Source organism: Nonomuraea sp. B5E05, assembly GCF_039880665.1.
Lineage (GTDB): Bacteria > Actinomycetota > Actinomycetes > Streptosporangiales > Streptosporangiaceae > Nonomuraea.
In genome coordinates this window covers 157,552-179,649 of the sequence record NZ_JBDPMJ010000013.1, presented here as the reverse complement: position 1 = coordinate 179,649, position 22,098 = coordinate 157,552, and the positions used below count along the sequence as shown (strand labels likewise).

The 22,098-nt window shown below is 71.5% G+C and carries 20 protein-coding genes and 1 pseudogene; 12 read left to right on the top strand and 9 right to left on the bottom strand.

Annotation, left to right across the window (positions count from 1 at the left end; genetic code table 11):
• Positions 1–6 precede the first annotated feature (6 nt).
• Positions 7–1,215, top strand: a complete 1,209-nt coding sequence (locus ABGB01_RS24760) for an NADP-dependent malic enzyme (protein ID WP_347775925.1) — start codon at positions 7–9, stop codon at positions 1,213–1,215.
• Positions 1,216–1,233: 18 nt separating this feature from the next.
• Here ABGB01_RS24760 and ABGB01_RS24755 read toward each other — a convergent pair whose 3' ends face one another.
• Together ABGB01_RS24755 and ABGB01_RS24750 are read right to left on the bottom strand one after the other, a co-directional pair.
• The gene (locus tag ABGB01_RS24755) at positions 1,234–1,662 is read right to left on the bottom strand and encodes a nucleoside deaminase (protein ID WP_347647026.1); all 429 of its coding nucleotides are present in this window, start codon (positions 1,660–1,662) and stop codon (positions 1,234–1,236) included.
• A gap of 21 nt (positions 1,663–1,683) precedes the next feature.
• On the bottom strand, positions 1,684–2,547 hold the full coding sequence (locus ABGB01_RS24750) for a DUF4429 domain-containing protein (RefSeq protein ID WP_347775924.1): 864 nt from the start codon (positions 2,545–2,547) through the stop codon (positions 1,684–1,686).
• Positions 2,548–2,597: 50 nt separating this feature from the next.
• On the opposite strand from ABGB01_RS24750, the gene ABGB01_RS24745 reads away from it, so the two are divergent.
• Positions 2,598–3,182: an HD domain-containing protein gene (locus ABGB01_RS24745; protein ID WP_347775923.1), complete on the top strand. Its 585-nt coding sequence runs from the start codon at positions 2,598–2,600 to the stop codon at positions 3,180–3,182.
• Between the two features lie 146 nt (positions 3,183–3,328).
• On the opposite strand, the gene ABGB01_RS24740 is transcribed toward ABGB01_RS24745, so the two are convergent.
• A complete protein-coding gene (locus tag ABGB01_RS24740; protein ID WP_347775922.1) occupies positions 3,329–4,141 on the bottom strand; it encodes an SGNH/GDSL hydrolase family protein in 813 nt (270 codons plus the stop codon).
• Here ABGB01_RS24740 and ABGB01_RS24735 point away from each other — a divergent pair.
• The 3 genes and pseudogenes from ABGB01_RS24735 to ABGB01_RS24725 all read left to right on the top strand — a co-directional run bounded on the left by ABGB01_RS24735 (position 4,094) and on the right by ABGB01_RS24725 (position 5,327).
• Positions 4,094–4,813 (top strand): TetR/AcrR family transcriptional regulator, encoded by a 720-nt coding sequence (locus ABGB01_RS24735; protein WP_347775921.1) that lies wholly within the window; start codon positions 4,094–4,096, stop codon positions 4,811–4,813. The genes ABGB01_RS24740 and ABGB01_RS24735 overlap by 48 nt on opposite strands.
• A 57-nt stretch (positions 4,814–4,870) precedes the next feature.
• A pseudogene (locus tag ABGB01_RS24730) lies at positions 4,871–5,109 on the top strand (hypothetical protein); the annotation flags it as partial.
• A 65-nt stretch (positions 5,110–5,174) separates the two neighbouring features.
• Complete coding sequence (locus tag ABGB01_RS24725) at positions 5,175–5,327, top strand: hypothetical protein (RefSeq protein ID WP_347775952.1); 153 nt, start codon at positions 5,175–5,177, stop codon at positions 5,325–5,327.
• Between the two features lie 15 nt (positions 5,328–5,342).
• On the opposite strand, the gene ABGB01_RS24720 is transcribed toward ABGB01_RS24725, so the two are convergent.
• Positions 5,343–6,053: an FCD domain-containing protein gene (locus ABGB01_RS24720; RefSeq protein ID WP_347775920.1), complete on the bottom strand. Its 711-nt coding sequence runs from the start codon at positions 6,051–6,053 to the stop codon at positions 5,343–5,345.
• Between the two features lie 140 nt (positions 6,054–6,193).
• Here ABGB01_RS24720 and ABGB01_RS24715 point away from each other — a divergent pair, with 140 nt between their 5' ends.
• Genes ABGB01_RS24715 through ABGB01_RS24695 form a run of 5 tightly spaced genes read left to right on the top strand, consistent with a single transcriptional unit; the run spans position 6,194 to position 12,602 of the window.
• Positions 6,194–7,801, top strand: a complete 1,608-nt coding sequence (locus tag ABGB01_RS24715; RefSeq protein WP_347775919.1) for an ABC transporter substrate-binding protein — start codon at positions 6,194–6,196, stop codon at positions 7,799–7,801.
• On the top strand, positions 7,798–8,757 hold the full coding sequence (locus ABGB01_RS24710) for an ABC transporter permease (protein ID WP_347775918.1): 960 nt from the start codon (positions 7,798–7,800) through the stop codon (positions 8,755–8,757). The genes ABGB01_RS24715 and ABGB01_RS24710 overlap by 4 nt, the downstream gene beginning before the upstream one ends.
• Complete coding sequence (locus tag ABGB01_RS24705) at positions 8,754–10,718, top strand: dipeptide/oligopeptide/nickel ABC transporter permease/ATP-binding protein (RefSeq protein ID WP_347775917.1); 1,965 nt, start codon at positions 8,754–8,756, stop codon at positions 10,716–10,718. The genes ABGB01_RS24710 and ABGB01_RS24705 overlap by 4 nt, the downstream gene beginning before the upstream one ends.
• Positions 10,711–11,700: an ABC transporter ATP-binding protein gene (locus tag ABGB01_RS24700; protein ID WP_347775916.1), complete on the top strand. Its 990-nt coding sequence runs from the start codon at positions 10,711–10,713 to the stop codon at positions 11,698–11,700. Before ABGB01_RS24705 ends, ABGB01_RS24700 begins: the two co-directional genes overlap by 8 nt.
• On the top strand, positions 11,697–12,602 hold the full coding sequence (locus ABGB01_RS24695) for a dihydrodipicolinate synthase family protein (protein WP_347775915.1): 906 nt from the start codon (positions 11,697–11,699) through the stop codon (positions 12,600–12,602). Before ABGB01_RS24700 ends, ABGB01_RS24695 begins: the two co-directional genes overlap by 4 nt.
• Positions 12,603–12,630: 28 nt before the next feature.
• On the opposite strand, the gene ABGB01_RS24690 is transcribed toward ABGB01_RS24695, so the two are convergent.
• The 4 genes from ABGB01_RS24690 to ABGB01_RS24675 all read right to left on the bottom strand — a co-directional run bounded on the left by ABGB01_RS24690 (position 12,631) and on the right by ABGB01_RS24675 (position 16,945).
• A complete protein-coding gene (locus tag ABGB01_RS24690; protein WP_347775914.1) occupies positions 12,631–12,888 on the bottom strand; it encodes a DUF1876 domain-containing protein in 258 nt (85 codons plus the stop codon).
• 60 nt (positions 12,889–12,948) lie between these two features.
• Positions 12,949–14,610 (bottom strand): catalase, encoded by a 1,662-nt coding sequence (locus ABGB01_RS24685; RefSeq protein WP_347775913.1) that lies wholly within the window; start codon positions 14,608–14,610, stop codon positions 12,949–12,951.
• Between the two features lie 169 nt (positions 14,611–14,779).
• Positions 14,780–15,760 carry a sugar kinase gene (locus ABGB01_RS24680; RefSeq protein WP_347775912.1) on the bottom strand — a complete coding sequence of 327 codons (981 nt, stop codon included), beginning with the start codon at positions 15,758–15,760 and terminating at the stop codon, positions 14,780–14,782.
• 81 nt (positions 15,761–15,841) lie between these two features.
• Positions 15,842–16,945 (bottom strand): winged helix DNA-binding domain-containing protein, encoded by a 1,104-nt coding sequence (locus ABGB01_RS24675; protein ID WP_347775911.1) that lies wholly within the window; start codon positions 16,943–16,945, stop codon positions 15,842–15,844.
• 103 nt (positions 16,946–17,048) lie between these two features.
• On the opposite strand from ABGB01_RS24675, the gene ABGB01_RS24670 reads away from it, so the two are divergent.
• Entirely contained in the window at positions 17,049–20,273 is a 3,225-nt protein-coding gene (locus tag ABGB01_RS24670; RefSeq protein ID WP_347775910.1) for a BTAD domain-containing putative transcriptional regulator, read from the top strand.
• 62 nt (positions 20,274–20,335) lie between these two features.
• Positions 20,336–21,337, top strand: a complete 1,002-nt coding sequence (locus ABGB01_RS24665) for a hydroxyacid dehydrogenase (RefSeq protein ID WP_347775909.1) — start codon at positions 20,336–20,338, stop codon at positions 21,335–21,337.
• A gap of 57 nt (positions 21,338–21,394) precedes the next feature.
• On the opposite strand, the gene ABGB01_RS24660 is transcribed toward ABGB01_RS24665, so the two are convergent.
• The gene (locus ABGB01_RS24660; RefSeq protein WP_347775908.1) at positions 21,395–22,051 is read right to left on the bottom strand and encodes a hemerythrin domain-containing protein; all 657 of its coding nucleotides are present in this window, start codon (positions 22,049–22,051) and stop codon (positions 21,395–21,397) included.
• Positions 22,052–22,098 lie beyond the last annotated feature (47 nt).

Here is a 22,098-nt window from a genome sequence, read left to right as displayed (position 1 = left end):
CACGACATGACTACCGAAATCACCGCACCGGCCATCGGCCTCGCCACACTCCTCGACCAGGACCCGGCCTTCCGCCTGCACGAGGGCGGCAAGCTGGAGACGCGCCCGTCCGTCCAGGTGCGTGACCTGGCCGATCTGTCCCTGGCCTACACGCCGGGGGTGGCCCGCGTCTGCACCGCCATCGCCGAGCGGCCCGAGCTGGCCGACGACTACACCTGGCGCTCCAACGTCGTGGCGGTCGTCACCGACGGCACCGCCGTGCTCGGGCTCGGCGACATCGGGCCCACCGCGGCGATGCCGGTCATGGAGGGCAAGGCGCTGCTGTTCAAGCAGTTCGGCGGCGTGGACTCGGTGCCCATCTGCCTGGACTGCACGGACGTCGACGAGCTCGTGGAGACGATCGTCCGGATGGCCCCGTCGTTCGGCGGCATCAACCTCGAGGACATCAGCGCGCCGCGCTGCTTCGAGGTGGAGCGCCGGCTCAGGGAGGTGCTGGACATCCCCGTCTTCCACGACGACCAGCACGGCACCGCCATCGTGGTGCTGGCCGCCCTGCGCAACGCGGCACGGGTGACCGGCCGGCGGTTGTGGGATCTCCGCGCCGTCGTGGCGGGGGCGGGCGCCTCCGGCCTCTCCGTCGCGAGCATGCTGATGAACGCCGGCATCGGCGAGGTCGCCGTGTCGGACAGCAAGGGCGTCCTCCACACCGGCCGCGACGACCTCAACCCCTACAAGGCCATCATCGCGGGCTGCACCAACCAGTCCGGCCACACCGGCACGACCGAGGAGGCCCTGGCCGGGGCCGACGTCTTCATCGGCCTGTCGGGCTCGACGATCAGCGAGCAGGCCATCGCCTCCATGGCGCCCGGCTCCATCGTCTTCGCGCTGTCCAACCCCGAGCCGGAGATCCACCCCGGGATCGCCCAGGAGCACGCCGCCGTCGTGGCCACCGGGCGCAGCGACTTCCCCAACCAGATCAACAACGTGCTGGCCTTCCCCGGCGTCTTCAGGGGCGCCCTGTCGGCCCGCGCCTCGGCCATCACCGAGAACATGAAGATCGCCGCCGCTCACGCCCTGGCCGCCGTGGTCGAGGAGGAACTGTCGGCCGACCGGATCATCCCGGAACCGTTCGACCCCCGGGTCGTGCCCGCCGTCGCCGCCGCAGTGGCCGACCAGGCCCGCCGCGACGGCGTGGCCCGGCTCCCCGGCCTCTGAACCGCCTCTCCCCGCTGGTCAGCGGTAGTAGCCCTCGACCGGTACGCGGGCCTCGGCGTAGAGGGCGGGCCCCTCGCCGGGCGGGTCGGTGAAGGCGGTGCCGGGCGGCTTGAGCCCGTCGAGCTGCTCGCCGGACAGCGCGTAGACGACCCGGCCCAGGCCCGAGCGCGCGATGGCGCCCGCGCACATGCCGCACGGCTGGCAGCTCGTGTACATGGTCGTGGCGGCCGCGGTGGCCGGGTCGAGCTCGCGGCCGGCCCAGCGGGCCAGCTTGAGCTCGGGGTGGGCGGTGATGTCGCGGTCGGTGAGCGAGGAGTTGCGCTCCTCGGCCAGCACGGTCCCGTCGGGCCCGGCCAGCAGCGAGCCGAACGGCGGATTGCCGCCGGCGCGGGCCTCTGCGGCCAGCGCGATGGCGCGGCGCAGGAGTTCTTCTTCGTCGGGTGTCATGGTTTCTCCTCGGACCTTCGCCTACGACTCCTGCAGGCGGCGGATCACGGCCTGCTTGGCCGTGGTGAACTCCTCGTCGGTCAGCACGCCGGCGCGGTGCAGCTCGCCGAGCTCGGCCAGGCGGCGCAGCACGGCGTCGTGCACGTCGCCGGAAGCGGGCGCCGGCGGAGGCGGCAGCTCGGGCACGTCGCGCGGCAGGTGGGCGAGCACGGCGGCGGCCACCAGGGCCGTCGCGCCGCCGTAGCGCTGGATGCCCCAGGACACGCAGCGCGGGTCCTTCTGCGGCGGCTGGTGTGCCGGCCGCTCGCCCTTGAGCCGGAAGCGCAGCGTGCCGTAGCCCATGCCGGACTGGGGCTTCCACTCCACCCCGGCGATGTCGGACAGCGGGAACTCCTGCGGCCCCGACTTCTCCTTGTCGGTGCTCGCGAAGCCGGTCCACTCCAGGCGCACCCGCTCGCCGTCGAACAGCGCGGTGCCGTCGCCGGCGGTGGCGGAGATGGGCACCGGCGGGGCCGGCAGCAGGTAGTCGTCACAGGGGCCGCTCGGCGTCTGGTAGACGAGCAGGGTGTCGCGGATCTCGTCGGCGAAGTATTCGCCCGCGCCCGCGCGGTTCTTCGGCACCGCCAGGCGGTAGGGGTCGGCGGGCGGGCCCAGCAGGCCGGCGACGACGTCGGACAGCGCGTCGGCGCCCTTGCGCAGGCGCAGGCGTACGTGCCCGCCCTTGCGCCCCGGCTCGTACGTCACGCCCGCGATCGCCGTCATCGGGACCACGACCTCGCCCAGTGTCCTGCGCAGCTCGTGGACGTCCTTGTCGCTGCCGGGCACGATGCGCAGGACTTCTCCGTTGAACGTCCACGACCCGTCGGGGACGGCGATCTCGGCCATAGTGTTCAGCCTAGGACACCTCGGGGCACGGCCATATCGAGAGGAACGGGATGGAGACCTTCACGAGCTGGACGTCCTGGAGGCAGGCGGAGGGGCCTCTCGGTGAGGCGCTCCCGCCGGAGACCGTGGGCGCCCTGCGCGACGCGGTGACGTTCGCGCGGCGGTGCCACGGGGCGCAGCAGCGGCCCACCGGGCGGCCCTACCTCGACCATCTGCTGGAGGCGCTGGAGGTGGCGGTGGTGGGCGCCGGGGTGGACGACAGAGACGTGCTGGTCGCGATCGTGCTGCACGACGTGCTGGAGGACACGTCGTGCACCGAGGCGGAGATCGCGGGCAGGTTCGGGCCCCGCGTGGCCGCGCTCGTGCGCTGGGTGACCAAACCGCGCGGGGGAAGGAAGGCCGACTACCTGGCTTCTCTCGTCAAGGCCCCGCCGCAGGCCGTGCTGGTGAAGCTGGCCGACCGGGCGAGCAACGTGCAGGAGCTGCAGCGGATGCCGTGGCGCTTCCAGCGGAGCTACTACCTGGAGACGGTCGCCTACGTCATGCCGCTGGCCGGGTCTCATCCCTGGTTCGCGAGGTGGTACGCGGACTGGCGCGAGCGCTGGCGCCGCGTGGAGCGCTGGCCCGCGCACTGACCCCGCAGGTCCGCCCCTGGTTCTGCGTGCTCGTGGTCGATGCGGCTAGTGCCGCAGGTGTACCTGCACTACGACCTCTGCACCCCGCGCACAACAGATGACGGCCACGGCTGCCGGCCTCGGCAGCGACCGCTGGACGTGCCCGATCACGGCTTGACCGTCAGTCGGTCGACGAGGGCGCGGGCGATGGCCTGCTGACCGTCGAGTGTCGGGTGTACGCCGTCCGGGCCGTAGTGGTTCTCCGTGCTGAGAACGGCTCTCAGGTCGAGCACGGGCTCGTCGAAGGCAGTGACGGCCTCCGCGAGCGCGTGGACGTCGGCGTTGCGCCAGGAGAAGCCGCCCTGACGGAACGGCGCAAAGGCGGCGACCCGCTGCTCAAGCACTGGCGGCGGGGTGATCCACACCCACGACGCGTCGGTGAGCGCCACCGCGATTCTGCGCATCTCGGTCAGGTTGGCCACGCTCTCGGCCAGGCTCACCAGGGTTTTGGCGGGCTCGGGGCCGATGCGCACGACGTCGTTCCCGCCTAGCCCGCAAATGATCCAGTCCGGCCGCCGGGCCAGGACTGACGGCCAGTTGCGCAGGATCATCGCACTGGTGTGGCCGGTGGCTCCCTTGTTGATCACCTCTACGTCGCGTTCCCGCAAGTCAAGGAGGTTACGCAGGATTTCGGCCCACGACTGCAGGTCATCGGTGAGGCTGTCCCCGACGGCCAGCACCGACTGACCCGGCCGGAAGGGCAGCGCGTCGACCTTGGCGGCGAAGGCGTCGTCTGACAGGAGCTCCATCGCAGCCTGGCGGGCGCGGCGGGCCAAGCGTTCGGTGATTTCGCCATAGCGCGCGGGGTCGAGCCCGAAAAGCGCGGGAAGGGCGCCGGGCATCCCCGGCAGATAGCCGAGCAGCTTGTCGGGATGGGTGTACTGGATCATCTTCTCGAGCATCTGGTCGTTCTGGGACATGGCTGGCCTGGACCTTCCGCGGATGGTAGATTAATTGGACAGATCGTAAATCCAATCAATGGAGTTGGCAAGCGCATGAGCCCGCGCACATACCGATCCGCAAGGCGCCAGGCGGCAGCGGAGGAGACGCGCCGGCGCGCTCTGGCGGCCGCCAGAGAGCTACTGGCCGGGGACGCCTTCACTAAGATCACCGTCGACACCGTGGCCAAGGCGGCCGACGTGTCACGCCAGACGATCTACAACGTGTTCGGGGCCAAGTCGGGGCTGCTCGAGGCGCTTTTCGACGCTTTGGCCACGCAGGGTGGCATGGATCTGACCGAAGCCTTCACGGCCCCCGGCGAGGAGGCGGCGCTGGCCGCATTCGCCGAGACGTTCTGTGGCTTCTGGGCCTCCGACCGGCTGGTGATCAGGCGATTGCGGGGAATGGCGGTCCTCGACCCCGACCTCGGCCGCCTGCTACGGGAGCGGGATGAGATGCGGCGATCCGGCCTGAAGGCTCTGTTCAGCCGCTTCGAGGGGACCACGCCGGAGAACATCGACGTGATCTGGCAGCTGACCGCCTTCGAAACCTACGATGCGCTCGCGGAAGGCGACAGGGACACGAGCTGTGTGGCCGGCCTGATCACCGCTGCCGCTCTGGCGATCCTCCATGGCTCCCGTCCAGGCGCTTAGCTTGTCACTCAGAGGCCCGTACGCTCGACCGGCGACGGTGGCGGGCTCTCCGGCGCGGTGAGGCGGAACATCGTCGGCGCCATCCCGTGGATCGCGCGCAATCTGCGGGAGAAGTGGTGCTCGCGGCTGATCAACGAGTTAGCTGGCCGCCCTGTCCGGCATGTGGTGGGCCTGGACGCGGGAACCGCTCCGGGGACCGGTCCTGTTACTTTCTCCCGTCGGCACTCGTCATGGGTGCGACGACCGAATACGAAAGCGGACCGCGTGCTGGGCTCGCACGCCGACGCCGAGGATGTGGTCCAGGAAGCCTGGATGCGCCTGGTCCGCCAGGACGACGCGACCATCGGCAACCTGGCGGGGTTTGCTGACCACCGTGGTGGGCCGGATCAGCCTGGAGCTGCTGAGATCCCGCCAAGCCCACCCCGAAACCGCCTACGGGCAAGAGTGTGCGGACCTCGTGGTGACGTCCGACGCCGACCCTGCGCCGGATGAGCAGGTGGCGCTGGCCATCTGATCTGGAGACAGCTTTTTAGCCGCTGATCCTGCCCACGCGGTTGCGTACGCCCTTGAAGTGGGCGTGTACGGCGGCCACCGCGGCGCCCCGGTCGCCCGCGAGCACGGCGGTGTAGATGTCGCGGTGCCGTGTGACCACGTCGTCGGGCGACTCGTCCGGCGCCCCGAGCTGGTCGCGCAGCTGGTAGTAGACATCCCAGAACGCGCCGAGCAGCTGGCTGACGAGCGGGTTGCCGAGCGGCCGGTAGAGGAGGTCGTGGAAGAGGCGGTCGGTCTCCGGCGAGACGGGCCCGGCCTCCGCCTCGGCCTCCATCCTGAGGATGACGTCGGCCACGGGGGTCAGGTCGGCGGCGGGGTCGAGCTCGATGAGGCGTTCGACGAGGCCGCTCTCCAGGATCTCGCGGATCTCGATGAGGTTCGCCAGGTGGTTCTTGCCGTTCTGCAGCGTGATGCGGCTGTGGAAGGTCAGTTCGTTGACGAGCCCCGCGAGCGACATCCGTCCCACGAACATGCCGAACCCGTGCCGGATGTCCACGATGCCGACCGCCTGCAGGGCTTTCAGCGCCTCTCTGATCGAGTTGCGGCTGACCTGCAGCTCTTCCATGAGCTCCGACTCGGTGGGCAGGGGATCGCCCGCCACCAGCCCGCGCCTCACGATGAGGTCCTTCACGCCCTCCTGGGCCTCCACGGCCCTGCTCGGACGTACCGGGCGCGGGACTGTCGTCATGAAGAGTCACCTTCTCATAGCCACTTACGTAACATTACGGAAATCTTTGGTTGACCTCAGGCCGGATTGCCATCTAGCGTCCCACTTACGCAAAAGATAGGACATGGGACGTCCCATGTTCTACCCCTCAGGAGGCATCCGTGAGCTCTGACTTCAGCCGCCGCGACTTCCTGCGTTACAGCGGAGCGACGGGTGCGGCGGCGTTCATCGCGGCCACCCTCTCCGCCTGTTCCGGAGGCCCGGCGTCGACCGGCTCGGTCGGCGCCGGAACCAACAAGGACCTGATCACCGCCGTCATCGGCTACGGCAACGACCAGAGCTGGGACCCGACGCAGACCGCGTCCGCCTTCGCGATGGCGGGGATCAGCCACGTCTACGAAGGGCTGCTCGACACCGACCCGATCACCCGCGAGCCGTACGCCGCGCTCGCCACCGAGCTGCCGTCCGACCTGGACGCGACCTCGTGGAAGTTCACCCTCCGGGAGGGCGCCACGTGGCACGACGGGAAGCCGGTCACCGCCGACGACGTCGTCTTCACCTTCGAACGGGTCCTCGACCCCGAGGCCAACGTGCTGATCGGCAACTTCTTCAGGTCCTGGCTGAAGGAGGTGAAGAAGATCGATGACCGGAACGTCGAGCTGGTCTTCAAGTTCCCCTTCGCCGACGCCGCTCCCCGGCTGACCATCGCCAAGATCATGCCCAAGCACGTGTTCGGCCAGGCCGGCGCCTGGGACCAGGCCAAGGGCGGCAAGGCCGTGGGCTCGGGGCCGTACAAGCTGGCCGCGCACAACCCCAAGTCCAACACCTCCTTCGAGGCGTACGACGGCTACAACGGCCCGCGCCCCGCCACGGTCAAGAAGATGAACTGGCTGACGATCGTCGACGCCGCCGCCCGCGTGGCCAAGATCTCCGGCGGCTCGGCCGAGGCGCAGATCGCCGACAACATCCCCTACGCCAACGTCGACCAGCTCAAGCAGCAGGGGCTGACGGTCGAGGGCGGCAAGGGCATGAACCACATGTTCCTGATGTTCAACACGGGCACTAAGCCGTTCGACGACGTACGGGTGCGCCAGGCGCTGCACTACGCGATCGACAAGCAGAAGATGATCGACGTGGCGCTCAAGGGCCACGGCACGGCCTCCAGCTCCTTCCTCAACGAGGGCCACCCCGACCACGAGCGGGCCTCCGTCGTCTACGACTACGACCCCGACAAGGCGAAGGCGCTGCTGAAGGAGGCGGGCGTCAGCAACCTGACGGTCAACCTGATGGCCGTCAACGTGAGCTGGATCGCCGACTGCCTGCCGACCATCGCCGCCTCGTGGGAGGCGGTCGGCATCAAGACCACGCTGGAGCCGCAGGACACGGCGGCGTTGTTCACCAAGATGGACCAGGGCCAGGACTACCAGGTGGTCGCCGCGGCCTCGAACCCCAACCAGTTCGGCATGGACGCCGACCTGATCTGCCGCTACAACTTCGTCGAAGGCGGCCTGTGGATGAAGTACGCGGGCTACGACGGCAGCAAGGACGCCGAGGCGCTGTTCGCCCTGATGGACGAGGCCACCGAGGAGCCGGACAAGGAGAAGAAGAAGGCGACGGTCCACAGATATCTGGACATGATCGCTGAGCAGGCCGTGCTCTACCCGGTCGTTCACACCGAGCTCATGACCGCCTGGGACGCGAAGAAGTTGTCCGGCGTCGAGGCCCAGCCGTACCCCGGCATCAACCTCCTCCAGGCCAAGAGGACATGACGCTCGTCGCCCGGATGCTGCTGCGGCGGCTCCTCATCCTGATCCCGCTGGTGCTCGGCGTGATCGCGTTCGTGTTCATCGTGATGCGCTTCTCCAACAACAAGCCGGAGTACGCGTACTTCCAGGGCGCGAACCCGACCGCCGAGCAGATCCGCCAGTTCCAGCTCGAGAACGGGCTGCTGGACCCGCTCCCGGTGCGCTACGTCCGCTTCGTCCTGGATCTGGCGCAGGGCGACATGGGCACCAGCGTGCTCACCAGGAAGCCGGTCATCGAGTCGGTGACGACGGCCCTGCCGCTGACGCTGCAGCTGACGCTTCTCGGCCTGGTCGTGGGGCTCGTGCTGTCGTTCGCGTTCGGCGTGGTCGCGGCGCTGTACCGCGACCGCTGGCCGGACCAGCTCGTCCGCCTGGTGTCGCTGATCGGGGTGGCGGCGCCGTCGTTCTGGCTGGCGCTGCTGATGATCCAGTGGCTGGCGGTCGGTGAGGGGTTGTTCCCCACCAGCGGCTACATCAACCCGGCCGACTCGTTCGCCGGCTGGCTGCGGTCGATGACGCTGCCCGCCCTGTCGTTGTCGTTGCCGATCGCCGCCCAGCTCACCCGCATCATCCGCACGTCGGTGGTGGAGGAGCTGGACCGCGACTACGTACGCACCGCGTACGGCAGCGGCCTGCCGCCCATCGTGGTCATCGGCAGGAACGTGCTGCGCAACGCGCTGATCAACCCGCTGACCGTGCTCGGCCTGCGCATCGGCTACCTGATCGGCGGCACCGTGGTCATCGAGACGATCTACGGGCTGCCCGGCATGGGACAGCTCATGATCAACGCCGTGCGCGACGGCGACCCCGCCGTCGTCCAGGGCGTGGTGCTGACCATCGCCGTCGGCTTCATGATCGTCAACCTGGCCGTCGACGTCCTCTACCTGCTGGTCAACCCCCGCCTCAGGAGCGCCTCATGAGACGTGGACTCACCGACCGCCTGGCCCGGCCGGGCGTGACGTTCCGCAGGCTGAAGCCGCTGTCGTGGATTTCGCTCGGCCTCATCGCCGCCGTCGTGCTGGCGGCGGTGCTGGCGCCGCTCATCGCGCCGCACTCGCCGTTCTTCCAGGAGGCGTCCGGCGGCGGCCCGTCGGCCGAGCACTGGATGGGGCTCGACAGCGCCAACCGCGACATCCTGTCCAGGCTCCTGTACGGCGCTCGCTGGTCGCTCATCATCGGTCTCGGCGCGACCGGGCTCGCGCTGGTGGCCGGCGCGGCCATCGGCGCCGTCGCGGCCACCTCGCGCAGGGCCGTCGACGAGACGATCATGCGGCTGCTCGACGTCATCATGGCGTTCCCCGGCATCGCGCTGGCGGCCGTGCTGGTGGCCGTGTTCGGCGGCAGCATCCCCGTCCTGGTCATGGCCATCGCCTTCCTCTACATGCCGTCCGTGGCCAGGGTCGTACGCGCCAACGTCCTCGCCCAGTACGGCGAGGACTACGTCGCGGCCGAGCGCATCATCGGCGCCCGCACCCCGCACATCGTCATCAAACACGTCGCGATCAACTGCGCGGCGCCGGTGCTGGTGTTCTGCACGGTGATGGTGGCCGACGCGATCGTGTTCGAGGCGTCGCTGTCGTTCATCGGCGCCGGCGTGCGGCCGCCGGACCCGTCGTGGGGCAGCGTCATCGCCGACGGCAAGAACCTGGTGCTGCTCGGCGGCTGGTGGGGCACGGTCTTCCCCGGCCTGCTGATCCTGCTGACCGTGCTCGCCCTGAACATCCTCTCCGAAGGCATCTCCGACGCCTGGGCCGCGCCCGCCGCCCGCAAGGCGCCGGTCAGGAAGGACGAGGACGCCTTCGAGCGGGCCCAGCCGGGCTCCGGCGAGGTCGTCGAGCTGCCCGGGCTGGCCGAGGCCGCGCGCCGGCTGGCCGAACGCGCCCGCCCGCTGCCCCAGGGGCCGCCGATCCTCACGGTGGAGCGGCTGCGCATCGGGTTCGCCGAGGGAGTGGACATCGTCGACGGCATCGGCTTCGAGGTGCGCCCCGGCGAGGTGCTCGGCCTGGTGGGCGAGTCGGGCTGCGGCAAGTCGCTGACCGCGCTGACCATCATGGGCCTGCAGCCCCGCGACGCCCGCGTCAGCGGCCACGTGCGCTTCGACCAGCGGGAGCTGCTGTCGCTGCCGCGCCGCGCCCGCCGCCGGCTGCTCGGGCACGACATGGCGATGATCTACCAGGACGCGCTGTCCTCGCTCAACCCCGCCATGACCATCAACGCCCAGCTCAAGCAGCTCACCCGCCGCGGCGGCCGGCGTACCCCCACCGAGCTGCTCGAACTCGTCGGCCTCGACGCCCGCCGCACCCTGTCGTCCTACCCGCACGAGCTGTCGGGCGGGCAGCGGCAGCGGGTGCTGATCGCGATGGCGCTGTCGCGCGAGCCCAAGCTGATCGTCGCCGACGAGCCCACCACCGCGCTCGACGTGACCGTCCAGGCGCAGGTCATCGAGCTGCTACTGACGTTGCGCGAGGAGCTCGGGTTCGCGCTGATCCTCGTCTCGCACGACCTCGCGCTGGTCGCCGACGTGACCGACCGCGTGGTCGTCATGTACGGCGGCCAGATCGTCGAGACCGGCGCCACGCCCTCCCTCGTCGGCACGCCCGCCCACCACTACGCCCGCGGCCTGCTGGGCTCGGTGTTGTCGCTGGAGTCAGGGGCCGAGCGGCTCACGCAGATCCGCGGCGTCGTGCCCGCCCCCGCCGACTTCCCCGACGGCTGCCGGTTCGCCGACCGGTGCCCGATGGCCACCGACGTGTGCCGTACCGAGGCCCCCGTCCTGCGGGGCCCGCTCAACGGGGACGCCACGCACGCCGTGGCCTGCCACCACCCGGTGGCCGCCGAAACGGAACCGGACCGCGAGACGAGGAGTGAGCAGCGTGCTTGAGCTCGACGACGTGCACGTCGTGCACAAGGCCCGCTCCGGCGGCCTGTTCACGCGGGACCGCGTCTACGCCCTGACCGGCGCGAACCTCACCGTCGCCGCCGGCGAGACCGTCGGCATCGTCGGCGAGTCGGGATGCGGCAAGTCGACGCTGGCCAAGGTGCTGGTCGGCCTGCAGCGGCCGACCTCCGGCACCGTGACCTTCCGCGGCAAGGACCTGTGGGGCCTCAAGGAGGCGGAACGGCGCGCGCTCGTCGGGTCGAACGTCGGCATGATCTTCCAGGACCCGGCCACGGCGCTCAACCGGCGCCTGCCCGTCCGGCAGGTGCTGCGCGATCCGCTCAACGTGCACCGCCGCGGCACGCCCGCCCAGCGCGACGCCCGCGTACGCGAGCTGATCGACCTGGTCGGGTTGCCGTCCAGCGCCGCCGACGCGCTGCCCAGCCAGCTGTCCGGCGGCCAGCGCCAGCGCGTGGCCGTGGCCAGGGCGCTCGCCCTCGAACCCGAACTGGTCGTGGCCGACGAGCCCACCAGCGCGCTCGACGTGTCCGTCCGCGCCCAGATCCTCAACCTGCTGCTCGACCTCAAGGAACGGCTCGGGCTGGCCCTGGTGTTCGTCTCGCACGACATCCAGACCGTGCGCAGGATGAGCGACCGCGTCGTCACCATGTACCTGGGCCGGATCGTCGAGCAGACGCCCGCGCAGGCCGTGCCGCTGAGCGCCCGGCACCCGTACACGCGGGCGCTGTTCTCCGCCACCCCCGGGCTGATCTCGCCGATCAACCCGATCCCGCTCGTGGGCGCCGTGCCCTCGGCCACCAGGCCGCCGAGCGGCTGCCCGTTCCGCACGCGGTGCTGGCGGGCGGACGACGCCTGCGCGGCGGAGATGCCCGCGGCGCGGACGGACGACGACCATCTGTTCCACTGCCACCATCCGGTGGCGGCAGGAGCGACCGACCTCGAACTGATCCAGGAGCGCCCATGAGGCTTACCGGTGTGATCCCCCCGGTGTGCACCCCCATGACCCCCGACTACCAGGTGGACACCGCGTCGCTCACCCGGCTGGTCGACCACTTGCTGGCCGGGGGAGTGGACGCGCTGTTCGTGCTGGGCTCCTCGTCGGAGGTGGCGTACCTGACGGACGCGCAGCGGCGGGTCGTGCTGGACACCGTGGTGGGGCACGTGGGCGGTCAGGTGCCGGTGCTGGCCGGGGTGATCGACATGACGACGCCGCGGGTGCTCGAACACGCCCGCGTCGCGCGCGAGGCCGGAGTGTCGGGGCTGGTGGCGACCGCGCCGTTCTACACGCGCACCCACCCCGACGAGATCCGCACGCATTTCCGTACGATCGCCGCGCGGGGCGGGCTGCCGGTCTACGCCTATGACCTGCCCGTGTCGGTGCACACCAAGCTGAGCGCCGAGCTGGTGCTCGACCTGGCCGCGGAGGGCGCGCTGGCCGGGGTCAAGGACTCCAGCGGCGACGACGGCGGCCTGCGCGCGGTCATCATGGGCCGTACGGCGCCGTTCAGCGTGCTGACCGGGTCGGAGGTGACCGTGGACTCGGCCCTGTGGATGGGCGCCGACGGAGTGGTGCCCGGGCTGGGCAACGTCGACCCGCACGGCTACGCGGAGCTCTACCGTTGCGCCTCCCGTGGCGACTGGGAGGCGGCCAGGGTCGAGCAGGAGCGCCTGGTCAGGCTGTTCGAGATCGTCCGCGTCGGCGGCTCGCGCATGGGCGGCAGCTCGTCCGGCCTCGGGGCGTTCAAGGCCGCGCTGCACCTGCGCGGCGTCATCGACTGCCCGATCACCGCGCTCCCGCAGACCCCGCTCAACGACGACGAGACCGGCAGGATCGGCAAGCTCCTGGCCGCCGCCGGCCTGCTCTAGCTCCGAGACGGCCGGCCAGACCTGCGGGTCAGGCAGTGCCGGACAGCTGGGCGACGTCCTCCGCGCCGTCCTGGATGAGCTTGGCCGACAGGTCGGACAACGCCCGCCCGACGGCCAGCTCGTCCCCGATCCCGGGTACGGGCCGGTCGACGGGATTGCGCCGGGCGCGTCCCACGCTCTCGTGCCGCTTGCCGTCCGCCGTGAACAGGACCGCCGTGGCCGTGGTCACGGCGTCCTCGTCGTCCTCGTGGATCCAGATCTGCACGTTCCACTGCTTGTCATCCATCGTGGGCACCTCCCTCCGCCCGAGCCCTACCCCCCAGAGGGCCGGACATAAAGTGGCAGGTCAGCGCTCGGCGTGCGCGGCGCGCTCGTTCGGCACGCAGTGCGTCATCTTCAGGCCCTCGACGTCGCGAGGGCCGTTCCTGCCGAGCTTGGCCAGCCGGTCACGGTCCTCGTCGGTGAGGTCCTGGCTCTTCAACGGCTCCAGCTCCGCCACGTCGTCGGGGCTGATGCCCAGCCCCTCGCCGACGCGCAGCCCGAGCTCGTCCTCGGCGAGCAGGAAGTGCCAGACCATGCGCTCCTGGATGCCCCGGTCGCACTGCCGCAGCGCGGAGACGAGATTGTGCACGAGGTCGTCGCGCTCCCACTGCTCCATGAGCAGGTAGCGCTGCCCCGGCTGGACGTAGTCGTTGGCGCGCGGGATGCGCTTGCGGGTGAGCCTCCCCCTGACCTCGGGGCCGACCTCGTCAGGATGCGGGTACTCGGCCTCGCGCAGGCCGCCGCGCAGCGACGGCTCGTAGTTGATGTGCGGGTCCTCGCCCCCGGTGTCGACGAAGTACGTCATCAGCCCGTCGCGCTGGTTGGTGCGGATGGCGGCGTTCCTGGCCTGGTTGACCGGCAGCTGCAGGTAGTTGGGCCCGACGCGGTAGCGCTGGGTGTCGCTGTAGGAGAACGTCCGGCCGATGAGCATCTTGTCGTCGGAGAAGTCGAGCCCGTCCACGAGCACGCCGGTGCCGAACGCGGCCTGCTCGTTCTCGGCGAACTGGTTGTCCACGTTCCTGTCGAGCACCAGCCGGCCGACCGGCATGGCGGGGAACTCGTTCTCCGGCCACACCTTGGTGTCGTCCAGCGGGTCGAAGTCGAGCTCGGGATGCTCGTCGTCGCTCATCAGCTGGACCAGCAGCTCCCATTCCGGGTAGTCGCCGCGCTCGATGGCGTCGTGCAGGTCCTTGGTGGCATGCCCCAGGTCGTTCCCCTGGATGACCGAGGCGTCGGCCTCGGTCATGCTGCGCACGCCCTGCTTGGGCATCCAGTGGTACTTCACCAGGAACGACTCGCCCTGCCGGTTGACCCACTTGTAGGTGTTCACGCCGAACCCCTGCATGTGCCGGTAGCCGGCGGGGATGCCGCGCGGGCTGAACAGGTTGACCAGCATGTGCAGGCTCTCGGGCGTCTGCGACATGAAGTCGAAGATGCGGTTGGGATCCTGCCGGAACGTGACCGGGTCCGGCTTGAGCGAGTGGATCACGTCAGGGAACTTGATGGCGTCCCTGATGAAGAAGACCGCCAGGTTGTTGCCCACAAGATCCCAGTTGCCGTCCTCGGTGTAGAACTTGATCGCGAAACCGCGCGGGTCCCGGGCGGTCTCCGCGGAGTCCCGGCCGCCGATCACGGTGGAGAAGCGCAGGGCGACGTCGGTGCGCCTGCCCGCCTCCTGGAAGAGCTTGGCCCTGGTGAACCGGCTGATCGGCTCGTCGCCGAGCTTGCCGTACGCCTCGAAGAAGCCATAGCTGGTCGTGCCCCTGGCGTGCACCACGCGCTCGGGAATGCGCTCCCGGTCGAAGTGGCTGATCTTCTCCAGGAACTGGTAGTTCTCCAGTGTCGCGGGGCCGCGCGGGCCGATCGTCCGCTGGTTCTGGTTGTCGTAGACCGGGTGTCCCTGCCGGTTGGTGAGCACCTCGCGCTCGTCGTTCGGCCCGGAACCCATGCCGGAAACATCAGTCATCGTCGTTCCTTCCCCCGGACGAGTCCTCCCCGCCTGCCCCCAAGCCCGTAGCGGAAACAGGGAAAGGAATGGCCCCGATGACGCGGGCGCCCGATCCGGCCTGGGGCTGCTCGCTAGGCCCGGTCGTGCCGCATCGGCCCCGCTGACAACCTGCGGCGAGGCGGCGTGATCACCTGCTCACACCGTCGGCGGGCCGCCGCAGCAGGCTCAGGTCGGCCCGCCGTGGCAGGCTCTCCCAGTCGCCCTGCGAGGTCACGGCGAACGCCCCCGCCGCGCACGCCGTGCTGAGCCGCTGCGCGGGCTCCGCCCCGGCCAGCCAGTCCGCCAGCCAGCCGGCCGCGAACGCGTCGCCGGCCCCCACGGAGTCGACCTCGGTCACGGCGTAGGGCTCCGCCCGCCGCTCGACGCCGTCGGACAGCTCCATGGCGCCCTCGGCCCCGAACTTGATCAGCACGTGCCGCGGCCCGAGCTTCGCCAGCGCCCCGGCCAGCTCGGTGGCGCCTTCGACGTCGGCGATCAGCCGGCCCTCGGCCTCGGTCGCGAACAGCACGTCCACGTCGCCGACCGTCTCGCGCAGCCACGCCCCCGCCTCGGCGGGCGTCCACAGCGCCCTGCGGTAGTTGACGTCGAGCGAGACGAGCACCCCCTCGGCCCGGGCTTCGGCGATCGCGTGGTGTACGGCCTCGCGGGCCGAGCCGGAGAGCGCGGGCGTGATCGCTGAGACGTGCAGCACGCGGGCCGACCGGATGAGCTCCGGGTCGAGGTCGGCGGCGCGCAGCCGCGAGCCCGCGCTGTCCTTGCGGTAGTAGCGCACGTCGATGAGGTCGGCCGTGCGCCTGCCCTTGATCATCAGCCCGGTCGGCGCGTCGGGGTCGGCGATGGCCCGCACGTCCACGCCCTCGCCCTGCAGGGTCGAGCGGATCAGGTCGCCGAACTCGTCGGCCCCGACCCTGCCGACCCAGGTCGCGCGGTGGCCGAGCCGGGCGACGCCGATCGCGACGTTCGACTCGGCGCCGCCCAGACCCAGGTCGAAGTCGCGGGCGAAGCGCATCGGCCCCGTGCGGCGGGCGGCGAACAGCGCCATGGTCTCGCCGAAGGTCACCAGCTCGGTCGTCGGTACGGTCGTCGGCCCGGTTTTGCGTTCTGGCACGTGGGCCAACATACCGACAGAACCACCTTTGCAGCACATCGTCCTGACATGCAGGACAGGTCGGCCGGCCCCAGGACGACGTCACGATCGGGAAAGGCCGTCCGCGACCGCGATCGCGTGCTTGTCGTCCGGGGCCAGGAACTCCAGCAGCCGTCGGCCCTCCTCCTCGGCCCCCTCCATGTCGGAGATCGGCTCCCACTGGTGGAGGGTGAGCGTGGAGGTGCCCTTGGCGCGGGTGACCGTCCAGTCGCCGGCCGTGACACCGTCGGCGAGGATGACCCGGGGCAACATGGCGTTCTTGCCCATGAAGCCCTTGATGAAGGCGGCCCCGCGCTCGGTGATGACCCTGGACCGGTCGGCGTGCGACAGGAACAGGTTGTCGAAGTCGTACATCAGGCGGACCGGCGCCGGGGTGTCCTCGGAGGGGCGGGCCGCGCCGGGCAGGTCGTACAGGGTCCTGCCGTTCTCGTCGGTGAACCGCGCCAGGTCCATCGACTCGACCACCTCGCCCAGCCGCGTCAGCCCCGACCACGTCTGCACGTCCATCACCGACGCGGGGCCGAACGCCGCCAGATAGCGCAGCACCAGCTCCGCCGCCGTCATCGGCGGCGCCTCGAAGCCCAGCCAGCACGCGGCCGTCGTGTGGGCGATGGGCCCGCTCCTGCCCCAGAGCCCGCGTGGCGGCACCTGCACCAGCGGCAGCAGCCACCGCACCCCCTGGCCCAGCGCGTGCGGATCGTGCGACGGCCACCGCTCGGCCAGCGCCCGCCCCAGCTCGGCGAACGTCATCGGCCGCGCCTCCAGCAGCTCCCGCCCCGCGGCCGCCAGCTCGTCCAGATCCACCCCTTCCAGCCGCTTGGCGAACGCGCCCTTGCCGTTGCGCTCGCCCACGATCTGCAGCAGGGGCCGCATGGCCAGGCAGTCGCGGGCGGTGACGAGGTGGATGGTCGAGCGCTGCAACGCGATGCGTACGAGCTGGCGCGAGGACAGCAGGCCGGCCGCGTCGTCGGGCTTGAAACCCTCGATGCGGTTCCACAGGCCGGTGTACCAGGTGTGCGGCGTCTGGGCCTGGAGGCCGCCCAGGTGCTCCACCACGTCGATCACGGAACGGCCGGTGCGGCGCAGCAGGAACTGCCTGTCCAGAGTGGCCCTGTTGAGCGCCCTGCGGCTGATGAGGGGATGCATGGCTCCCAAGGTAGGCGCCATTGCGGCCGGTTCCGGACCGCGATTGCCGGTGATGGATGGCAAGGGCCCGCGATGGACCGCAACGGCCGTTCGCTCGGGCGCGGTGCTGTCGTACCGTGTCAGCATCGTGCTGACCTTCCGCGTGCTCGGCCCGCTTGCCGCCCATCTCGACGGCGAGCCGGTCGCGCTGGGCAGGCCCCGCCAGCGTTCCGTGCTCGCCCGCCTGCTGGCCGCCGGTGGCCGGGTGGTGCCGGTCGACCGTCTCATCGACGACCTCTACGCCGACGAGGCGCCGCCCAAGGCGCTCGCGGCCGTCCAGTCGTACGTGTCGAACCTGCGCCGGGCCCTGGAACCGGGCAGGTCGCCCCGAGCGCCCGCCGGCGTGCTCGTCACCCAGCCACCCGGATACGCGCTGCGCCTGGAGGCGGGGGCGGTGGACGCGTGGAGGTTCGAGAGCATCGTGAGCGACCCGGCGGCCGGCCACGAGCGGCTGGCCGAGGCGCTGGCACTCTGGCACGGCCCCGCCTACCAGGAGTTCGCCGGCGCCCACTGGGCCGACGCCGAGGCGGGGCGGCTGGAGGAGCTGCGCCTGTCCACGATCGAACGCCACGCCGACGCGGTCATCCGGCTGGGCCGGGCGGCGGGGGCCGTACCCGATCTCGAACGGCTGGCCGGGGAGCACCCGCTGCGCGAGGCGGTGTGGGCGCTGCTGGCCAGGGCGCTCTACCGCTGCGGCCGGCAAGGTGAGGCGCTCGGCGCGCTGCGCAGGGCCCGCGCCCACCTGGCCGAGGAGCTCGGCGTCGATCCCGGCCCCGAGCTGCGGCGGCTGGAGGAGGACATCCTCGCCCAGGCCGCGCACCTCAGCGAGGCCGCGCCGCCGCCCGCCCCCGCCGCGCGCCCCGCCGCGGTCGCGCAGCCGTACGTCGGCAGGCGCGCCGAACTCGAAGGCGTGACCGCGCTGGACGGCGGCGTCGTCCTGGTCAGCGGGGAGCCAGGCGCCGGCAAGACGGCGTTCATGGAGCAGGTGCGCGACACGCTGGAGGCCAGGGGCTGGACCGTCGGGTGGGGCCGCTGCCCCGAGCACGAGGGCGCACCCGCCGGCTGGGCCTGGGCCGAGCTCCTGCGCGAGCTCGCCGCCCGCTTCCCGCCCGGAGATCCTGAGGCGCTCGCGCCGCTGCTGTCCGACACCCCGGTGCGCGGCGACGTCCCGGGGGCCAGGTTCCGGCTGCACCGGGCGGTCGGCGCGTTCGTCACGTCGATCGGGCGGCCACTGCTGCTCGTGCTCGACGACCTGCACCGGGCCGACGCCGAGACGCTGGCCATGCTCACCCACGTGATCGGCGCCAGCGCCGGGCTGCCGGTCCTGGTCGCGGGCGGCTACCGGCACACCGAGCCGAACGACCACCTCGCCGACGCGCTGGCCGCCATCGCCGCCCGCGAGCCGTACAGGGTGGAGCTCGACGGCCTGGCGGCGCCCGAGGTGGGCGAGCTGATCCGCCTGACCTGCGGCCGTCCGGCGGACGCCGCCACGGTCGCGCAGGTCGCCGAGCGCACCGGCGGCAACCCGTTCTTCGTCAGGGAGACCGCGCGCCTGCTCGACGCGGAGGGCGCGGCCGCGGTGCCCGCGGGCGTGCGTGACGTGCTGCGCCGCCGCGTGGCCAGGCTGCCCGCGCAGGCCCAGACGATCCTGCGGCAGAGCGCGGTCATCGGCCGCGAGAGCGACATCGACGTGCTGACCGCCGTCAGCGGCGCCGACGAGGAGTCCGTGCTGGCGGCCGTCGAGTCGGGGCTGGTCACCGGGCTGCTGACCGAGCCGGAGGCGGGGCGGCTGAGGTTCGCGCACGTGCTCATCCGCGACACCCTCTACGACGACCTGTCCCGCATCCGCAGGGCCCGCCTGCACCTGCGCGTGGCCCGGGCCATCGAGGAGCACGACCCCGGCGACGTGGCCGCGCTCGCCCACCACTACGCCGCCTCAGCCGCCGACCCGGCCAGGGCCGCGCGCTACGCCGGGCTCGCCGCCGAGCAGGCCGAGCGCCGCTTCGCCCACCACGAGGCCGCCGCGCTCTGGCAGCAGGCGCTCGACGCGACCGGCGACCCGCGCCGGCGCCTGGAGCTCACCCTGTCCTTGGTGTCCGCCCTGGCCAACACCGGCCGGCTCGTCACGGCCCGCACCCACAGGGAACGCGCGCTCCGTGACGCGCTGCCGTTGGACGACCCCGACCTGCTGGCCCGGGTGATCGTCTCGTTCGAGGTGCCGACGTTCTGGAGCAGCCGCGAGTACGGCACCCTCGACACCGCCCTGATCGAGGCCGTCGAGCAGGCACTGACCCGGCTGCCGCCCGGCGACGGCACGACCCGCTGCCGGCTGCTCACCACGCTGGCGTTCGAGCTGGAGGGCGAGCCGACCGAACGCGGCTACCTCGCCTCCCAGGAGGCCGTCGCGATGGCCCGCCGCCTCGGCGACCCCGCGCTGCTCGTGCTCGCCCTCAACGGCCGCCTGCACCAGACCTTCCGGTACGGCGGCCACGCGGAACGCGCCCGGATCGGCGGCGAACTGCTGCGCCTGTCGGGCTCCGACGTGACCGTCGAGGTGCTCGGCCACCTCGTCCTCATGCAGGCCGCCATCAACCGCGCCGAGCTCGCCGTCGCCGACCGGCACGCCGCGAGGGCCAGGCAGCTGGCCGACCTTCATGACATGCCGCTGCCCCTCGCCGTGACCGGCTTCTACGACGGCCTGCGCGCCGCGCTCGCCGGTGACTTCGACACCGCCGAATCCCGCTATCGTGCCGCCGCCGAGCTCGCGGGCCGGCTCGGCATGTGGCAGCACGAGGCAGGGCTGCTGCTGCTCAGCAGGTACGCCATGTGCCTGATGCGCGGCGACCTCACGGCGATCCTGCCCGACCTGGAGCCGTTCGCGACGGCGGGGCCGTGGCGCGAACAGTGGCTGGAGCTGTACGCGCTCGCGCTCTGCCACGCGGGCCGGGCCGGCGAGGCTCGCGCTCTCGTGCCCGCCGAGCCGCCTCCCGTCCGGCGCGACTACTTCTGGCACCTGCTGACCGCCGTCCGGGGACTGCTCGGTGTCGCCCTGGGTGACCGAGGGCGGGCGCAGGGGGCGTACGACGCGCTGCTGCCGCTCTCGGCCGAGCCCGTGGGGAGCACCGGCTACCTGGCTGTCTGGCCCACCGCTCAGGTGCTCGGCGACCTGGCCGCCTTCCTGGGGCGCCCGCAGGAACCCCACTACCGGGAAGCGCTGGAGGTCGGTGAACGGGCGAACGTCCGGCTCTGGATGGACGCCGCCCGCGCACGGTTGACCCCGCCCCGCTGATGAGCGAAATGGGCGAACTCGTGGTGAAACGCTAAGATCGGATCACCATCGGGGGGAGCGTCATGACTGAGGTGCGGCCGAAAACCCTGCTCGCCATGGGGCGGCAGGTGGCGGGACGGCTCTTCACGGGGCAGGCGCGCGACCGGCTGACCGCCATCGCCGACACCGACCCCGGCCTGGTCGCCGACGACTTCGCCGACCCGGCCGTGGCCGGCGCGCTGGCCGAGGCCGAGGTGCTCTGCACGAGCTGGTGGTGCCCGCCGATCACCGGCGACGTGCTGGCCAGGGCGCCGCGGCTGCGGGCGATCGTACACGCGGCGGGCAGCGTGAAACACCACGTCACCGAGGCGTGCTGGGAGCGCGGCATCCTCGTCTCCTCCGCGGCGGCGGCCAACGCCGAACCCGTCGCCGAATACACGCTGGCCTCGATCCTGTTCGCCAACAAGCGCGTGCTGGACATCGCCAGGCTCTACCGCGAGCAGCGGACGTCCCTCGACCTGGAGGGCCTCTTCCCCGGGTTCGGCAACTACCGGCGCACGATCGGCATCGTCGGCGCCTCCTGGATCGGCCGGCGGGTCATCGAGCTGCTGCGGCCGTTCGACCTCGACGTGCTCGTCGCCGACCCCTACCTGACGGAGGACCTGGGCGTGCCGCACGTCGAGCTCGACGAGCTGTTCGAGCGGTGCGACGTGATCAGCCTGCACGCGCCCGCGCTCCCCGAGACCAGGCACCTCGTCGACGCCGCCCGCCTCGCGCGGATGCGTGACGGCGCCACCCTGATCAACACCGCCCGCGGCGCGCTCGTCGACCACGACGCGCTCGTCGCCGAGCTGTCCGGCGGCCGGCTGTACGCGGTGATCGACGTGACCGAGCCCGAGGTGCCGCCCGCCGGCTCACCCCTCTACGACCTGCCCAACGTGCTGCTCACGCCGCACATCGCCGGCTCGCTCGGCGGCGAGCTGGGGCGCATCGCCGACCTGGCGATGGACGAGCTCGCCAGATACGCCCAGGGCCTGCCCTTCCAGTACGGGGTCGAGGCGGACGCGCTGGCCACGAGTGCCTGACAGCGGGAGGATAATCTGCTCCTCATGCACAAAGGCGCTCAGGATGTTCCCTGACGACTAACCGAAGGCCGCGCGCTCGCGCCTGGCGTACCGTCCTCTGACCAGGGCGACCAGCACCCGCAGCGGCGCGCCCGCGCCCGCCAGCAGCCGCTCCGCCTCGTCCTCGGTGGCGTGGCGCAGCAGCCACGGAGCCGTGAAGCACAGCTGCCCGAACGACGCCCGCTTGGCGACCTGCCTCTCCGTCCAGGCGTAGGCCTCGTAAGGCACGAACCTGGAGATGATCGGGAAAAGGTCGGACTCCTCCTCCGCGATGTGCTCGTCCAGGAACTCGACCAGCTCGGCCAGGGCGCGCTTCAGCACGTGGCGGTCGCCGTGCAGCGCGGCGCGGCAGCGGTCGAGCACGGGGCCGAGCGCCTGGTGGTCGTCGGTGTACGGGCTGAGGTCCACGGCGTGGCCGGCCGTGCGCTCCACGATCGGCCACAACAGGTCGTCCTCGTTGGCGTGGTGGTGGTGCACCTCGGTCAGAACCGAGGCCGCGTACGCGCGGGCGGCCCGGTTCCTGGCGCCGGTGAGCGGGGCGGTCCCGCCCAGCACGTCGATGAGCCGCCGCAGGTCGGCGAGCATGGCGCGGTGGATGACGTACATCGACGTGAGGTCGGGTTCGCGCTCCCCGTCCTGGCGGGGGGCGACGGCTGGGATTCGCACGGTGTCCATGCGGCCAGCATGGGCGGGACCGCTTTGCGTTCTCTGGTCGCCGGCTT

Coding starts and splice junctions, on each gene's coding strand:
- ABGB01_RS24760 (WP_347775925.1), top strand. CDS start 7: ATGACTACCGAAATCACCGCACCGGCCATCGGCCTCGCCACACTCCTC.
- ABGB01_RS24755 (WP_347647026.1), bottom strand. CDS start 1,662: ATGACACCCGACGAAGAAGAACTCCTGCGCCGCGCCATCGCGCTGGCC.
- ABGB01_RS24750 (WP_347775924.1), bottom strand. CDS start 2,547: ATGGCCGAGATCGCCGTCCCCGACGGGTCGTGGACGTTCAACGGAGAA.
- ABGB01_RS24745 (WP_347775923.1), top strand. CDS start 2,598: ATGGAGACCTTCACGAGCTGGACGTCCTGGAGGCAGGCGGAGGGGCCT.
- ABGB01_RS24735 (WP_347775921.1), top strand. CDS start 4,094: ATGGGTGTACTGGATCATCTTCTCGAGCATCTGGTCGTTCTGGGACAT.
- ABGB01_RS24740 (WP_347775922.1), bottom strand. CDS start 4,141: ATGTCCCAGAACGACCAGATGCTCGAGAAGATGATCCAGTACACCCAT.
- ABGB01_RS24720 (WP_347775920.1), bottom strand. CDS start 6,053: ATGACGACAGTCCCGCGCCCGGTACGTCCGAGCAGGGCCGTGGAGGCC.
- ABGB01_RS24710 (WP_347775918.1), top strand. CDS start 7,798: ATGACGCTCGTCGCCCGGATGCTGCTGCGGCGGCTCCTCATCCTGATC.
- ABGB01_RS24705 (WP_347775917.1), top strand. CDS start 8,754: ATGAGACGTGGACTCACCGACCGCCTGGCCCGGCCGGGCGTGACGTTC.
- ABGB01_RS24695 (WP_347775915.1), top strand. CDS start 11,697: ATGAGGCTTACCGGTGTGATCCCCCCGGTGTGCACCCCCATGACCCCC.
- ABGB01_RS24690 (WP_347775914.1), bottom strand. CDS start 12,888: ATGGATGACAAGCAGTGGAACGTGCAGATCTGGATCCACGAGGACGAC.
- ABGB01_RS24685 (WP_347775913.1), bottom strand. CDS start 14,610: ATGACTGATGTTTCCGGCATGGGTTCCGGGCCGAACGACGAGCGCGAG.
- ABGB01_RS24675 (WP_347775911.1), bottom strand. CDS start 16,945: ATGCATCCCCTCATCAGCCGCAGGGCGCTCAACAGGGCCACTCTGGAC.
- ABGB01_RS24665 (WP_347775909.1), top strand. CDS start 20,336: ATGACTGAGGTGCGGCCGAAAACCCTGCTCGCCATGGGGCGGCAGGTG.
- ABGB01_RS24660 (WP_347775908.1), bottom strand. CDS start 22,051: ATGGACACCGTGCGAATCCCAGCCGTCGCCCCCCGCCAGGACGGGGAG.